The following is a 15,807-nucleotide window of genomic DNA, read 5'->3' on the forward strand; positions in this document are numbered from 1 at the left end:
CCGAGAAAAGGTCTTTTTTTGTATATCCTAGCTGTTGCTTCGAAAGCGTTTCTATTATATTTAAAGAAACAAATGAAAAAGCATCATTCGATGAATGATGAGGAGGATACATTCATGGTGAATTGGATTCGGCGACGAATCGGTCGGCAGTTGCTGACTGTTTTTTATGCGGTACTGATCGTAGTATCGATTACTTCGTTCTTTGTCTATGACTATATGGAAGGACGAATCGAAACATCAAAACAGAATCTCGAGACGATCAGTGAACAAAATCGCCGGGCCAATGATTTGTGGGACAATTGGCAAACCGTCCAGTTTGGATTGCGAGGATTCGTCATTTTTGGTAACCAAGAACGGTTTGATGAGATTCAGGCGCTCCGAACAGATATCAAAAGTGAGACGGATTGGTTCATGCGAAACGCAAAAACGGATGAAGAAGAAGAATTCGCAGCGCAAATGACGAATTTATATGAGTTATACTATGATGCCTTGTTCCCGTTGACCCAGTCTTACGTCAATGAGAAAAAGGCGAATCGGATCAATGAGGACTTCTTACAGGGGGATAGTCTGTTTTCTTTACCGATTGCGGAGCGTCTTGTCGATCAAGGGCGATTAAAGCCAACTGCCGATGGTTCGATTGATATTACACCAGACATTGAAAAAGCCTCTGCAGCACTTGATGAATACCGGACGAATCTCAGCCAACAACAAGAAACGGCTGTCGGGGAACTGCGGAGTGAAGTCGCAAAGTCACAATGGATTTGGATATCAAGTATCGTTGTGCTCATTGCCTTCATCCTTCTCTTCGTGCACCCGTTCCTTCGCCGGATGACACGGCAATTGTTACGTTTGATTGATGATAATCAAAAACTTGCTCGAAAAGAACCAATTAAGATTGATAAAGCTGCCGAGCAGCGACCAGACGAAATCGGATTATTGCGCGCAGCCTTTAATCGGATGGTCGTGACGACGAATGCCCATACGGATGCGATGCAAGGAAAAAATGAAGAGTTGCAGGCGCAAAGTGAAGAGTTGCTCGCGCAACAAGAAGAATTGCAGGCGCAACAAGAAGAACTCGAAGAAGCTTATCAAACGACGAAAAAGAATGAGGAAAAGCTCCGATTACGTAGCGAACTGACAGAGGCGCTTGCTGTTCGCGAAACCGTCGAATCGTATCCGGCAATCGTTCAAAAGATGATCGATATCACCTCTTCGGAGTACGGTGCACTATTGCTCTATGAAGAAGGAGCGTTCATGGGTGCGACAACGAATGGGATGACGATGGATTATTTAAAAGTTCTCCTGAAAGATGAGATGTCCGTCATCAATCGATCGGTTCGGCAGATGGAATTTATCCAATCGGAAAAACGAGTCACGCGTCAAAAAGACTATCCGTATTCATTTAGCACGTATGAAGTGACGATTCCGATCGAAGATCCGGAAACGCATGAACTAATTGCAGCGATTTATCTGGTTCGTTATAAATCTGCCTATAAAGGGCAACAGTTGACGGATATTCGCGAGTTTGCGCAACAGATGACGTTATCGCTCCTGCGTACGCGTTCGTATGAAGGAATGCGTCAAGAAAAAGAAAAGACTGAGCAAGTGTTAGACTCCATCCGAGAAGCGATCATTTATCTTGAAGATGGAAATGGAGAGTTATACGTCAACCGTCCATTGTTTGAATTGATTCCAGAACTTCAATCGGAATTCACAGTAGATCGGACGTTACCGTCGAGTGAGTATGTCATCGATGTGATGCGCCAGTTGGTGGATGATGTCGAGGCTTTTAATACGTATCTAGATTTGATTCGTTCCGGTGAGATTTCACCGGAAAAGGTCCGATTTGATATTCGAAATAACACAGCTCATCTGGAAGTCTACGCGGAACGTATTGATGTCGTTGGTGGATGGAAGGGAATCATTCTTGTTTTACGAGATATTACCCGGGAAACAGAAGCCGATCGTCTCAAAACAGAACTCGTCTCAACCGTGTCGCATGAGTTGCGGACACCGCTCTCTTCGATTTACGGCTTTACAGAATTGATGTTGAATCGAGAAATCGATGACTCGAAACAGAAGAAATATCTAGCGACGATTCATAACGAGACGGAACGGTTATCAAACCTTGTCACGGACTTTTTAGATGTTCAGCGCATGCAGTCAGGTGGGCAGTTATACCAAATGGCACATCTCGATTTATTTAGCCTGACTGAACAGGTGATGTCCTTATACGACGCTTCAAGTGAACGACACGATCTTCATTTGCAATTGCTTAGTCCGGATCGTCCGTTCATTTTAGGAGATGAGGACCGAATCAAACAATTGATGAATAACTTGATCAACAATGCGATCAAGTACTCTCCGGATGGTGGGCGTGTTGACGTCTGGATTGATACGAAAGACGATCAAGCCATCATTGAAGTGAAAGATGAAGGAATTGGAATTCCGCATCATGCCTTTGCCCACTTGTTTGATAAATTTTATCGCGTCGATAATTCCGATACACGTCGAATCGGTGGAACGGGACTCGGGTTATCAATTTGTAAGGAAATTGTCAAAGAGCATGAGGGTGTTATTCATGTGGAATCTGAAGTAGGAAAAGGCAGTCGTTTCATCATCGTATTACCCCTCAGTCTGACCGAATCGATCGAGTCGACAGAAGAAAATCGACGTTCTATTTAAAGAACTAGAATACATTCCAACTAAACCGTGTTCAATCCGCTAGGTGCGATCACGGTTTTTTCTTATGTTTAAAACGAGTAATCTTGTCAAAAAAAGATTCCAATAAAATAAAAAAAGGTGAATAAAATGCAATGATGAACCGATATACCTATAGGACAAACGGACTATGATTAAAAAAGGAGGGGGATCGTCGTGTATCAGAATTGGTTAGGAGTCGTTGTTTTTTGGCTTCTTTTACACATCGGTTGGGTGACATACGTTGGGACGGATACAGTAATCGGACAAGTCGTCAATAGTCTGTTCACGATTGGTGGTGTCTCGGTCTCTCTCTATTTAATTTGGCAGGCACGACGTCGCCAAATGCGACGTCCTTTTACCTCTCGTTTATTTCTTCTTTTATTGTTTGCCAATACGATGCTCGGTCTAGGTGAATGTGGACAACTCCTTTATTTCCTTCAAGGACGTACACGAACGGAACCGTTTGATTGGATCGACTTGATCTTTAGTCTTCAAATCTTGATCTATATCATTGCTTTCGGTTATTTCCTGCGTAATCGACGACAAGAAGTTAATTTGCGGGTCTTTTTGTTTGATGAGTTCATCATTTTAGTCGTTGCAGGATCTCTTTCGTGGCACTATTTAGTGACACCTTATTTAGAAGGAAATGCCTTGCTGACGATCGAAACGCTTTTATGGCTTCGTTATCCGATTGGTGATTTATTGTTGCTCGGTGGAATGATTGTCTTATTCTTTGGTTTGATGAAACGTGGCAATGGAAGCTCGCTATTATTGATTCTACTCGCATTTCATTTTCAATTACTTGCCGACCTCCTATACGTCGTCCTAGAACGATTTGATTATCCATTTCCTTCGAGTTGGCTCGATCCGTTATGGTTAGCGACTGTCCTGATTGTCGGGCTTGCCGCATATCGCTTTGACGCTGAAGAATCTCTCGTTCCTCTTGACGTTACACGGAGATGGATTGATGTCTTACGTTTAATTACACCTTACTTATTCTTATTGATTCTATTCGTGACGATGGCACGGCAAACGATTAGTTGGAACGGTTTGACGATTGGTTTGATGATTGCGATCCCGTTATTGATTTCCCGTCAAATCCGGATTGTCGTTGACAATCAACGGTTGCGCGAAAATCTCGAAGCGAAGGTGGAAGAGCGAACGGAAGCATTAGCAACTGCCATGGAGGAGATGCGGCACATGGCATACCACGATGCCTTAACAGGGTTACCGAATCGGTATCTGTTTGCGCGACTGTTCCAAGATGCCTTGTACCGGGCGGAAGCGAGTGAAGGACAAGTCGGATTATTCTTTATCGATATCGATCACTTCAAAGAGATTAACGATACGTACGGTCATCGCGTCGGAGATCAACTCATCGTCGATGTCACGACGCGCTTACAAAAGAAATTGCCGCCCAATACAGTCATTTCAAGACAAGGCGGAGATGAGTTCGTCGTCTTATTGTTTGACGTTGAACAAGAAGCAGAAGTGGTGCAGTGTGGAGAACATCTCGTTTCCTTGTTCCAAAAGTCGTTTCGCCATGGCATCATTCCACTTCCCGTAACGGCAAGCATTGGTGGAGCGATCTATCCGGCGCATGCAGCCTCTCGATCAGATTTGATCGAGCAAGCAGACCTAGCGATGTATGAGGCAAAACGTCGCGGGAAGAATCAATTTTGCTTACATGATCCAGCGATAACGAACACCTGAACGCCGTCACATGCAAAAACACGCTCGTATACTGAACCTCATCGGATCAGTCATACGAACGTGTTTTTTTGATGCCGATCATTTCTTTTGCGTGCGTGCTAAGAACGTTTCAATGACTTCTGGATTCGTCACAGCTTGATTACATGCATCGCTGTCGATACATATATGATGACCAATCGTCTGATGCTGTTCAGCTGAACGACGTGTCGTTGCGGTTACGAGCGTGATGTCACTATACGTATGGCAAATCGCACAGATCCCTTTTTGGATCGATGGCAGATAGGTTCCCTCGACGCCGATCCATTGACCGTCCAAAGGATAGACGAAGTATTTTTTTCGATTTCCGGTATCGTTCCAGCTTAAAAACGTCGTGTGAGCCCATTCAAAGGAGTGAAGTGGCGGAACATGTAACTTTTTCGTTTTTTTGAAGAGCTGACGGATCCGTGATTCAGAAATGCTCGGAAACGGTTGGACGAACGGTTCGACTTGTGCTAAATACGCGAGGAGATCTTGTTCGGATTCAGCGTCACGAATGTTCGTCAACAGCGCTTCCTGTTCCGGTGTAAGTACGGGCAATAGATCGAATATTTTTTCAGCAGCACTATACCGGACAGCATCACGAACATCGGGATCATGAACGGCAGCGAATTGATGTTGCAGTAGGTCGACTTGATTCCGAATGAAGTTGTATTGATAAGGCAATAAAAATGCGTCCATTCGCGTTCCTCCTTTTCTTTTTATCGTACCGGAATTTGGCAGCAGAACAAAGCGACATTTTTGTTTTTCTGCCTCTTGCAACGGGAATTGAATAACAGAATGAACGAGGAGGTGAAGGGGGGCGTGCAGTATTTAACATTTTTACGCTTCATGAATATAGGAGCATTCCTCTTTGCATTGCTAGCGCGCGTCGTTTGGTCAAATCCGGTTACCATTCCTGCGTTACCTCTTGTTCCAGCACCTTTTTTTGATGCGATTACAGGTGTCGTGTTCACAACGTTGTTAATTTGGTGTATTCGACCGATTCGTGCCTTTCCTGCAGATCGAGAACTGATTGAAGATATCGGAGGATGGCTCGCGTTATCACTTGTGACGCTTGGCGTCAGTAGTATGACCGGACCACCGTGGGAACTTGTCTGGACAACGATTTCATTCATTAGTCTGTGCTTAGTTTATATGAAAATTCAACACCATCCGCGACGATCGCCTTGGATGCGCTCTCCGATTTCAGTCCTTCTCGCTTGGATGAGTACGATGTTGTTGATTTTACCATTTCGGATCTTATCCGATTTTCAGTTCACTTCGCTATTTGGTCTTTCCGAACAGCAATGGAGTACGATTGCACTCATCGTAGCGATTATCGGAGGACTATTGTTTGTCGTCATTCATTCCGATTGGGTGTTTGGTCTCGCGCTCGTCTGGTATTTGATTGGATTGTACTTTAACGATCGCCTCTTTCTTCTGCAACAAATCGTAACAGGGGTCGGAATCGTATGTGTTTTACTCTTGTGCTATTACGTCTTCTATAAACGGCAACGTCTTTTTCGACAGCAATCGCCGAAGTCTTCTTCATCCTAGTCATGTTTTAGATGAATTTGGGGTATATCTCATATAGTTGTTATAAAAGGGGGAGACGTGTGACATGGGAAAAAAACAATGGATCGGTGTATATCAAAATGAAACGGATTTGATTCGAAAAATTGAGGATCTACATTTTGCGGGTTATCTAGAAGAAGATTTATATGTCGTGTTACAAGATAAAACCGATATGGCGATGTTACGCGGACAATCAGCGGCGCAACTCGTCTCTGGAAAACGGACGCTGTTTGAGCGATTTACAGGCAAACAGGCTTCGGCTGAGGAAATTCAAACTGCCTTTACGGAACTCGGATTACCGGAGTCGGATATTCGTCAGCATGTCTTACGTGTTCAACAAGGTGAGTATGTCCTGTTAGCAGACGAAGCAGGGGCAACACGTCCTGCGCCGAAACCAAAAAGTATTTTGGAGACAGAGCCAGAAGGAATCGAGGCAGAACGGAAACTCGATCATGAAAACCGCGCCCTCGAAAATGAAAATGACCGGATGCTGTAAGAGAGTCGTGCAGAAAGGATGATTCTTGATGGAGAGCCAGTATCATACGATTTTAGTGGCAGTCGATGGATCAAAGACGGCAGATCTTGCCTTTGAAAAGGCAGTGAAATTCGCCAAACTCGATCATGCCAAACTCGTCATCGCCCATGTCATCGATATTCAGACATTTGCTAATGTACGTGCCAATAAGCGTTTCATTGATCAAAACGTCACGGAATATGCACAAGGACTGCTCGATCGTTACGAGAAGCGGGCACGAGAAGCAGGCGTCGAGACAGTTGAACTGGTCATCGAAAATGGCTCTCCAAAAACATTGATTCCGAAGGTCATCGCACCACGTGTCGGTGCTGGGTTGATTGTCTGTGGGGCGGTCGGGATGAATGCGATGGAACGCATCATGATCGGGAGTGTCTCTGAAAACATCTCCCGTTATGCAAAATGCGATATCTATATCGTCCGTCCGAAAACCTTGAAGTGATATAAAACAGCACACATCGGTTGATGTGTGCTGTTTTATATCATGTTAAAAAATAATAGAAGATGCCTAATAAAATCAAAATGATCGGAAGAAAAATGAAATACATCCAAGACATGTTTTTGGCCGAAGTTTTGTGGTCATACTTTTCTTCTGCTGGTTGCTTGGCAATACGTAACGTAAAGACAAGACCTACGAGACAGATGACTAACGCAATCCAAAACAAAGTCAACATAAGCATGCTCCTCTCTTCCTTTATCATACAGAAATTGGTCATGTTCTGCATCGGTAAGTTGTGACAGTTTAGAGTTGACAGACTTCTAGTTGAGGGGCTAAACTAACTTCATAAGTTTAGGGGGTAAACTAAAAATGAAAGACAATTTACGTGAAGCAGTCCTCCTGTTTGAAGAAGTCATGATCCACGGAACAGAACGCGTGTTGAAGTCGGTCGAAGCACCCGTTTGGCAAATGTATTCACCGGAACAACTTCATGTGTTGAAGCTCGTCGGAAAATATGGACCGATTTCGTCTGGGCGTCTCGCGGCAGTGCAGGGTGTTCACAAAAGTGCCATCTCGAATCGGCTGAAAAAGTTGACGGAAAAAGGTCTCGTCATCGTCGAACGTCGAGAAGATGACCACCGAACGAAGTACATCTCGTTGACGGAAGCAGGTCGGTTAGTGGCAACTGAAGCAGAGCAAGAAATCTATACGTATCTGGAGAATTTGATTGAAGGAAAGGTCGAGGAAGAAGAAATCATCCAGTTCATCGAAACCTTTAAGAAGATCAAAGAGATTTTGCAGTTGAACGACTAAAGACAGAATCGAAGGAAGAGGAGAATCGGATATGCGACAAATCGTCAAATGGCGTTGGGCAATTCTTGCATTATTGCTTATCGTCACAGTAGGTTTACTATTTACGGCACCAAACTTGGCTAAACAAGCAGAAGAAGCAGGTGCGATTCAGCTTGCAAATGATGCCGATTCACAACGGGCAGCTGACATTTTAGAAAAAGCGGGGGCAAGTGAAGAAACCATTTCTCTCGTCATTCCGCTCAAAGACAAAGTCAGCGATGCCGATCGAACATCAATCGGGCAAATCGTTCAGGATTTAGAAGCACTTGATCGTCCGGTCACGGATGTGCTCGATCCGTTTGAAAACAAAGAGACAGAAGGACAGCTCGTCTCAAAAGACAAAAAGACAGTTCTCGTGCCAATCACGGTCGACGGTTCGCAAGAAGAGATCGTCAAACTGGCAAAACAAATCCGGACGGACCTCTTACCAAAGGATCAAACGATTTATCTAACGGGTGAAGCGTTAATCAATGATGACGTCAATACGAGCTCGCAAGAGGGACTGAAGCGGACGGAACTGATTACGGTCGGATTGATTTTCGGACTGCTTCTGCTCGTCTTCCGTTCAGTCGTCACACCGTTCGTCCCACTCGTTGCAGTTGGGTTTACGTACCTGATCAGCCAATCACTCGTCGCCTTTTTCGTCGATTGGTTCGGCTTCCCAGTATCGAACTATACGCAAATCTTCCTCGTTGCCATCCTGTTCGGGATTGGGACGGACTATTGTATCTTGCTCCTGAGCCGGTATAAGGAAGAGTTGACGGCAGGACACGACGTTGAGACAGCAATCGTCAACACGTATAAGACAGCAGGGCGTACGTTACTAATCAGTGGTCTCGCTGTTCTCGTCGGCTTCTCGGCGATTGGATTTGCGGACTTCCCGATCTTTAAATCGTCGGTCGCAGTTGCAGTCGGGATTGCCGTACTCTTGCTTGTCTTGTTTACACTTGTTCCATTCTTCATGGCGACATTAAAAGAAAAGCTATTCTGGCCATCGAAGAAGGCGGCGAGTCACCAAGACAGTAAACTGTGGGCACAGTATGGTGGATTATCGATTCGTCGCCCGTTGCTTGCGATGATCATCGTTGCGATCATCACGGTCCCGACACTCTTTACGTATGATGATGACCTTTCGTTTAATACCGTCGATGAGATTGGTGCGAAGTATGAGACGGTCAAAGGACTGAATGCGATCTCGGATGGATTTGGTGCAGGTGAGTCGCTCCCGGTCAACGTCATCCTGAAGAGTGACGATGATTTGATTACTGAAAAAACAGTTCCTTATGCGGAACAACTCAGTCGCGAACTGGTGAAGATTGATGGGGTCAAATCGGTTCGTTCGATTTCTCGTCCGACAGGCGAAGTCATCAATGATTTCTACGTCGATCGTCAATTAAAACAAGTTGCTGATGGTATGAAGAAAGCTACCGCCGGCCTCACGGATGTTCAGTCTGGTCTGACGACAGTGGAAGATAATTTGAATGGGATTACAGGACAGCTACCAGCAGGAGACGCGGCTTCAGCAGGTGCGAATCAGTTGCAACAAGCAGCAGACGGACTTGGGCAAATTAATCAACAGTTGACGCTCGTCGGTCAAGGTCTACAATCGACCCAAAACATTCCGCAAACCGTCGGAACGTTGAATGCCTTGTCTGGTCAATTGAGCCAAGTTCAAGCCGGCATCAGTCAAGCAGCAAGTGGGATTGCGTCTCAAGGTGCGCAAGCCGGTCAACTTGGAAGTGGGTTGACTCAACTCGCGGACGGTGTCGGTCAAGCGAACGCAGGATTGACGAAAATTGAAAGTGGTCTTGAAGACATTTCTGATCTTCTGACCGAGATGGGACAAGCGACATCGATTCGGGGGACAGGTGTGTTCGTTCCAAAAGATACGCTGTCGGATAAAGCCTTTAAACCAGCAATTGATCGTTACGCGATCGATCAACAGACGGGATTGAAGTTCGAAGTCATCCTCGAAGATGATCCGTATTCTCCGGAAGCGATTCAAACCGTCGCTGCAATAAAAGAGACGACAGCGAAGACAATCAAAGGTACACCGTTTGAAGATAGCACCGTTGCATATGGTGGGATTTCAAGCGTCAACAGTGATTTAAACGATACGTCGAAAGCCGATTTCAAACGAACAGTGACGGTCATGCTGATCAGTCTCTTCGTGATTCTAGCAATCATGTTCCGTTCGTTGATCATGCCGTTGTTCATGATCGGTTCGTTATTGCTGACGTATTATACGTCGATGTCGATCGCAGAGCTGATCTTCGTCAACGGACTCGGATATGACGGTATCAGTTGGGCCGTTCCGTTCTTCGGATTCGTTATGTTGATTGCCCTTGGTATCGACTACTCGATTTTCCTACTCGACCGTTTCCGGGAAGAGACCATCAAGGGACTCGATACGAAGGAAGCGATGTTCCTGTCGATGAAAAAGATGGGATCTGTCATCATCACGGCAGCGATCATCCTCGCAGGAACGTTCGGAGCGATGATGCCGTCTGGTGTCTTGAGTCTCGTTCAAATCGCGACGATCGTCATCACAGGTCTACTCTTGTATGGTTTGATCGTCTTACCACTCTTGATTCCAGCGATCACGGTATCGTTTGGCAAAGGGGTCTGGTGGCCGTTTCGACCAAACGCTAAAAAATAATAACTAACCAGACCGGGTTCGTCTTCTAGATGAACCCGGTTTTGTCATGACGTATACTAAAAGCAGATGATAAGGAGGTAGAGCATGCAACACTTCAAACAACTAACTTCACGGATTTGGTATCAGACACCGGTCAGCGAGACGGACCGCCCGATTCTCGCCGTCGTACGTGGGGAAAATCATCAATTGATGATCGATGCGGGAAACTCGTCAGCTCATGCAGCACTATTCTTAGAAGAAATGAAGAAACACAATCTTGGATCACCTGATTTATTGGCATTGACCCACTGGCACTGGGATCATATTTTTGGGATGAAACATCTCGGTCTGCCGTCAATCGCGACCAAGCAAACGATCGAACGAATGAAGGAGATGCAACCATACGCTTGGACAGATGGAGCGTTACAAGAACGAATGGATCAAGGCATCGAGATTCCGTTTTGTGCGGACGCGATCAAGCTCGAGTTCGGTTCGACACGTGATATTGAAGTCGTTTTACCGACGATCGGCTTTGAAGGACAACTGGATCTTGATTTGGGCGGGGTACACTGTCAGTTGATTGAAGTCGAAAACGATCATTCCCCGGGAAGTCTACTCGTCTACATTCCGGAAGAACGTGTCGTGTTCTTAGGCGACGCGATGTATGCCGATATCTTTTCACCGAAGTGGAATTATACGGTCGAACGGACGACGCGTTTACTAACGACACTCGATCGTTTAGATGCCGACTATTATATCTGGTCGCATGGAGAAGCGATGCCGAAGTCGGAATTTGAAGAAGAGATCAACATGTTGCGTCGAGCCATTCGCGTAACAGAAGCGACCGGAGGACGACTGAAGGACATGCGGACCTTATATGCAGAAGAGACAGGACGACCGTTGACAGAAGATGAGACCGAAACATTGATTTATTTCGCAAATGGAACGAAATGACAGATCATAACAAGGGATTGGATACGAGACGTCGAAAAAGAGAAGTACTACGAGCTTGTTAAAGGGAGCGGTACTAGATGACGAAGCCAAGATTCGAACGAGATGAAACCGTCGATCGCGTCTTTTTTGGGAAAACGGGCATCTTCTCATTTGTAATCATCGTCGGAGGCATTCTATATCTACTATATGATTTGTATTTACAATGACCGGGACGCATGCGTTCCGGTTTTTTGAATTCAGGGGAGTGCACGAAAACCAGATATTGGGTAATAACTTGCGTGAGGCTGTTCGAGAAGGTGAGAGGAGATGTCGGATGAAACGAATTCAAATTGCGGATTTTGATCGACGCATGCCATCGATTGAACTGGTCGAAAAGGATGATCACTATGAAGCGATGCTTGTTCCGAGTTATGACCATACGTATCCTTCGACACAAATCCGGACGATCCGCTTAGCGGATATCTCCGTCAATCTGATTGTGACTCCGCAAGAAACACTGCTTGTTTCTGCGCTTTTTCATAAACCGGTTCAAGTGACGGATATTGTTTCCTGGATGCAATTGTATACGATTAGTTTTGCCCAGTCGGATGAGACTGGTTATTTCGTCGAACAAGCGGATGAAATTTTAGAAGTCGTCTTGTATCAGAAACATCCGATCGTCATCGCGACACGTGGTCAGGATCGATTGTATTACGATACGACGGGGGCGATCGAGGTCCGACGGGCGATGAATGAATCGGTCGGCGAGCGTCCGTTGCTTTATTTGAATGGGGAAGCCTGGTACGGTGTTCCACGTCTGACGTTTAATCGCATGAAGGATGAGTTACACGTCAACGGCACATTTTTATATGCGGACTATATGGATGCGTATCATGGAAAAATCGGTTTCTTTCGCGAGAATGATCCGTCTCAACCGATTGTTTTGCTGGTCGGTCAAGCCATCGTCGAAATTGAACTGACCGAGAATCCGGACGGTTCACGTGTCTTGATCTTGGAACAACCATACGACGAAGCATGAAAGTGCACAAAAACCGTTCAGCAGATGAACGGTTTTTGTGTGAGACCGTGAAATCCCTTACAAAATATGCGAAGATAGTAAAGAGACAGACCAAAGGGGTTGAGGGGGACATGGCGAAAGAAACACCGCGTAATTCTAAATGGATGCGTTCTTATAATCGAGCACTCGTCTTGCGACTGATCCGGATGCATCAACCGATTTCGCGGGTCGAGTTAGCACAACGGACGAACTTGACGAAGCCGACGGTATCAAACATCGTCAGTGAATTGATTGCAGAACAACTCGTGACGGAGCGAGAGCTTGGGGTATCAAATGGGGGACGAAAACCGATCATGCTCGAACTCGTCGCAACAGAGCAATACGTCATCGGCATCGATGCAACAAGTCACCAATTCATCGGTGTCGTTGCGGATTTAAGTGGGAACACGATTCATGAGTCCGAAGCCGTGGGACGCTTTGAGACGAATGAAGAACTGATTGAAGCAATCGGTCGCTTATGCGAGACCTTGATTGCACAGACAAAAGGACGGGGAACGATTCACGGAATCGGGATCTCCGTCCACGGGATGGTCAATCCGGAGACAGGTGTCATTCTTTTTGCTCCACGATTCCATCTGCATGACGTTGAGTTGAAGGTACAACTCGAAGCACGTTTTGACTATCCTGTCTTCATCGAAAATGATGTCCGGGCACTCGCTTCGTTTGAGTTATTGTTCGGTGAAGGCGTCGGGGTCGAACAATTCTTCTATCTCTATGCTGGGGAAGGGATCGGGGGTGCTTATGTGCTCGACGGACAGCTTGTCGACGGACAACATCATATTACGGGAGAGGTCGGACATATGCGCCTTGATCTCGATGGTCCGATTTGCTCGTGTGGAAACCGAGGATGTCTTGAAGCGTTGGCAGGCGAAAAAGCATTGTTACGGGATTATGCTGTCGTTGATCCACAAGTCTCGACGCTTGCTGATTTGCGCAAGCGGTTGAACGAGGGAGACGAGCAGGCGGTTCGTGCGTATGAACGGGCGGGGGAATATATCGGAATCGGGGTCTTGAATACGATTCATCTTTTGAATCCACGCCGGATTTTACTTGGGGGACCGATGTTCGAGCTCGCACCTACGATCGTTGATCAAATCAAGGAACGGGTCGAGCATACGGCGTTGACCGCTGCTTCACGTGAAACCGATGTCAAGATGGTCCCGTGGGGTGAAAAACAGGGAGCACTCAGTGCTGCGGCCCTTGCAACGAACAGTTTATTTCAAACGATTTAATGAGCCGATTCCGTGTCTTGCGAACCAGCAAGAGATGGAATCGGTTTTGTTATTCAAAAATAATTTAATGAAACCGTTTACAAATTAAAAAGTGATGTGCTATAGTCGATGTAAAGTTAGATAATAAATTTAATTTACTAAGTTCATGGTCAACTAAGTGGAGGTGGATGCAGGTTAGCAGGGGCTAATCAAGCTGAAGCAGGAAAGGGAGGCATCGCGCAATGGAACCATACGATCCATGGGTTTCGTACCGTGAAGCTTTCGGGCGTTACGGAGCAATCCGCGGTTTTTATTTTCATCGGTCGACGCAACAGATGACAGAACAGGGTCCAGGCGATGTCCCGACAGACGAGCAGGATATCGTGCTCGTCCGACCACGACGTGACGGTGTGTTTCAATTCCGGATGTCATCGGTACAAGGGGTCCTGACGATCCGTTCATCCGAGCTACACATTCGAAAAAATGAGAGCGGATACATTGAATTACGCGCACTCATGCAACACATGCGCTCTGCCGGTTGTTTAACGCTCGGTGGGGAGTTATATCTCTTCGTCCGACCGGACGTTGATACGCTGGCGTACCGTCTTCGATTGATTGCCCGCGTATTGATTCAGCTACAGGGAATGCCGATTCAGACGAAAGTGATCGAAGAATGGTGCAAACAAGCACAAATTGAAGGGGAACACGCTAGACGATACGCTTGACTACTTACACATAAAAGGGGAGCTCTTACATGAAATTCAAAAAAACGAAACTCGTTGCTGCAGCATCTGTCCTGACATTATCCGCATTCCTTGCTGCTTGTGGTGGAGAAGATGAGCAACAAACGAAAACGAAAGACGGTAAGACGATCGTCACATGGTGGGGCTGGGCGCCACAACCTGAAGCGGGGAAAGCAGTTGTTGATGCGTTCAACGAATCGCAAGATAAATACGTCGTTCAATTCAAACGCTACAGTGAAGACTATGAAAAACAATTACAAGTCGCGATGTTGTCAGGTAAGGGTCCAGACATCATCGGTCTAAAAGAACCGATGATCCAACAGTACAAGGATCGTGTCGTACCGGTTGATTCGTACATGGATAAAGCAGCCGGCAAAGGCTGGAAAGATAAGTTCGTCGAGCTTGGAATCGAACAGACGACACTCGACGGTAAACAATACGCGGTCCCAATCGGGTTCACAGGTCAAGCGTACTTGATGTACAACAAGACGATGCTCGACAAATACGGCGTGACACCACCGAAGAACTACAAAGAAACAGTCAGCGCAGTCAAGAAGATTAAAGACTCAGGTGATAAAGTCATCCCACTCATGCTCGGAGCAAAAGATGCGTGGATCGATATCGACGTCTACAACGTCCTCAGTCACCAAGTGGCGCCAGGTTACATCCAAAAAGTTCTTTCGGGTGAAGCGAAGTGGACAGACGACGAGATGGTCAAAACAGCACAAATCTGGCAAGACCTCTTCAAGGATAAAGTCTTCCAAGAAGGTGCACTTGGTCTAGCGACATACAATGATGGGATGAACCAGTTCTTCGATAAAAAAGCAGCGATGTGGGTCATCGGTTCATGGGAAGCACACTCGATGACGACGAAAGAGAAAAAAGAAAAATGGAAAATCGATGATGAGCTCGGATTCGTTCCACTCCCGAACTTAGCAGGCGGAACAGAGCAACCTGTCATCGCATCGATCGATATGGCACTTGGTGTCAACAAAGAGTCAAAACAACAAGAGGGTGCAGCGGAGTTCATCGCTTTCATGAGCCAAGGGAAAGGACAAGAAGTCTACATGGGTGAGTTCGAGATGGCGCCTGGCATCAAGGACGTCAAAGTCGATTCGGATGCTGCCTTCACAACGGAAGGTGAAAAAGAGTCGTACAAGATGTTGAACGACACATTAGCAAAAGCGGTTGCTAGCCGTGGTATCCGGGATACGAAATTAAACGATATCCTCGGTAAGGAACTTCAAAACATCGCGACAGGACAAGATCCGAAAGAAGCATTACAACGCGTTCAAGACGCAGCGGATCAATCAGCGAAATAAGACTCGACAGTGAAGTGGTACGCCTGCGTGCCACTTCCTGATTTTTGGAC

The 15,807-nt window shown here is 46.1% G+C and carries 15 protein-coding genes; 13 read left to right on the forward strand and 2 right to left on the reverse strand.

Features of this window, described 5'->3' with window-relative positions:
- Nucleotides 1–114 precede the first annotated feature (114 nt).
- A complete protein-coding gene (locus EXW93_RS01740; RefSeq protein WP_055970112.1) occupies nucleotides 115–2,685 on the forward strand; it encodes a HAMP domain-containing sensor histidine kinase in 2,571 nt (856 codons plus the stop codon).
- A 192-nt stretch (nucleotides 2,686–2,877) separates the two neighbouring features.
- Nucleotides 2,878–4,416: a GGDEF domain-containing protein gene (locus tag EXW93_RS01745; protein WP_023466950.1), complete on the forward strand. Its 1,539-nt coding sequence runs from the start codon at nucleotides 2,878–2,880 to the stop codon at nucleotides 4,414–4,416.
- 78 nt (nucleotides 4,417–4,494) lie between these two features.
- On the opposite strand, the gene EXW93_RS01750 is transcribed toward EXW93_RS01745, so the two are convergent.
- On the reverse strand, nucleotides 4,495–5,133 hold the full coding sequence (locus EXW93_RS01750; RefSeq protein WP_023466951.1) for a FusB/FusC family EF-G-binding protein: 639 nt from the start codon (nucleotides 5,131–5,133) through the stop codon (nucleotides 4,495–4,497).
- Between the two features lie 123 nt (nucleotides 5,134–5,256).
- Between EXW93_RS01750 and EXW93_RS01755 the strand changes: the two genes are divergently transcribed.
- The 3 genes from EXW93_RS01755 (at nucleotide 5,257) to EXW93_RS01765 (ending at nucleotide 6,983) form a co-directional block, all read left to right on the forward strand.
- Nucleotides 5,257–5,991, forward strand: coding sequence for a hypothetical protein (locus tag EXW93_RS01755; protein ID WP_023466952.1), 735 nt, complete (start codon nucleotides 5,257–5,259; stop codon nucleotides 5,989–5,991).
- Nucleotides 5,992–6,055: 64 nt separating this feature from the next.
- On the forward strand, nucleotides 6,056–6,505 hold the full coding sequence (locus EXW93_RS01760) for a general stress protein (RefSeq protein ID WP_023466953.1): 450 nt from the start codon (nucleotides 6,056–6,058) through the stop codon (nucleotides 6,503–6,505).
- A 28-nt stretch (nucleotides 6,506–6,533) separates the two neighbouring features.
- The gene (locus EXW93_RS01765; protein WP_023466954.1) at nucleotides 6,534–6,983 is read left to right on the forward strand and encodes a universal stress protein; all 450 of its coding nucleotides are present in this window, start codon (nucleotides 6,534–6,536) and stop codon (nucleotides 6,981–6,983) included.
- Between the two features lie 40 nt (nucleotides 6,984–7,023).
- Here EXW93_RS01765 and EXW93_RS01770 read toward each other — a convergent pair whose 3' ends face one another.
- Nucleotides 7,024–7,221: a hypothetical protein gene (locus EXW93_RS01770; RefSeq protein ID WP_023466956.1), complete on the reverse strand. Its 198-nt coding sequence runs from the start codon at nucleotides 7,219–7,221 to the stop codon at nucleotides 7,024–7,026.
- A gap of 128 nt (nucleotides 7,222–7,349) precedes the next feature.
- Here EXW93_RS01770 and EXW93_RS01775 point away from each other — a divergent pair, with 128 nt between their 5' ends.
- From EXW93_RS01775 to EXW93_RS01805, 8 genes are all read left to right on the forward strand, one after another.
- Nucleotides 7,350–7,793, forward strand: coding sequence for a MarR family winged helix-turn-helix transcriptional regulator (locus tag EXW93_RS01775; RefSeq protein WP_023466958.1), 444 nt, complete (start codon nucleotides 7,350–7,352; stop codon nucleotides 7,791–7,793).
- A 31-nt stretch (nucleotides 7,794–7,824) separates the two neighbouring features.
- A complete protein-coding gene (locus tag EXW93_RS01780) occupies nucleotides 7,825–10,491 on the forward strand; it encodes an MMPL family transporter (RefSeq protein ID WP_174315978.1) in 2,667 nt (888 codons plus the stop codon).
- 84 nt (nucleotides 10,492–10,575) lie between these two features.
- Nucleotides 10,576–11,424 carry an MBL fold metallo-hydrolase gene (locus EXW93_RS01785; RefSeq protein ID WP_023466961.1) on the forward strand — a complete coding sequence of 283 codons (849 nt, stop codon included), beginning with the start codon at nucleotides 10,576–10,578 and terminating at the stop codon, nucleotides 11,422–11,424.
- A 77-nt stretch (nucleotides 11,425–11,501) separates the two neighbouring features.
- The gene (locus tag EXW93_RS16560) at nucleotides 11,502–11,630 is read left to right on the forward strand and encodes a hypothetical protein (protein WP_256429265.1); all 129 of its coding nucleotides are present in this window, start codon (nucleotides 11,502–11,504) and stop codon (nucleotides 11,628–11,630) included.
- A gap of 107 nt (nucleotides 11,631–11,737) precedes the next feature.
- Nucleotides 11,738–12,442 (forward strand): hypothetical protein, encoded by a 705-nt coding sequence (locus EXW93_RS01790; RefSeq protein ID WP_035399056.1) that lies wholly within the window; start codon nucleotides 11,738–11,740, stop codon nucleotides 12,440–12,442.
- Between the two features lie 110 nt (nucleotides 12,443–12,552).
- Nucleotides 12,553–13,713, forward strand: coding sequence for an ROK family transcriptional regulator (locus EXW93_RS01795; protein WP_023466966.1), 1,161 nt, complete (start codon nucleotides 12,553–12,555; stop codon nucleotides 13,711–13,713).
- Between the two features lie 221 nt (nucleotides 13,714–13,934).
- A complete protein-coding gene (locus tag EXW93_RS01800; RefSeq protein WP_050678941.1) occupies nucleotides 13,935–14,417 on the forward strand; it encodes a hypothetical protein in 483 nt (160 codons plus the stop codon).
- Between the two features lie 29 nt (nucleotides 14,418–14,446).
- The gene (locus EXW93_RS01805; protein ID WP_035399053.1) at nucleotides 14,447–15,757 is read left to right on the forward strand and encodes an ABC transporter substrate-binding protein; all 1,311 of its coding nucleotides are present in this window, start codon (nucleotides 14,447–14,449) and stop codon (nucleotides 15,755–15,757) included.
- The last annotated feature ends 50 nt before the right edge of the window (nucleotides 15,758–15,807 follow it).

Source organism: Exiguobacterium sp. JMULE1, from assembly GCF_013337175.1.
GTDB lineage: Bacteria > Bacillota > Bacilli > Exiguobacteriales > Exiguobacteriaceae > Exiguobacterium_A > Exiguobacterium_A indicum.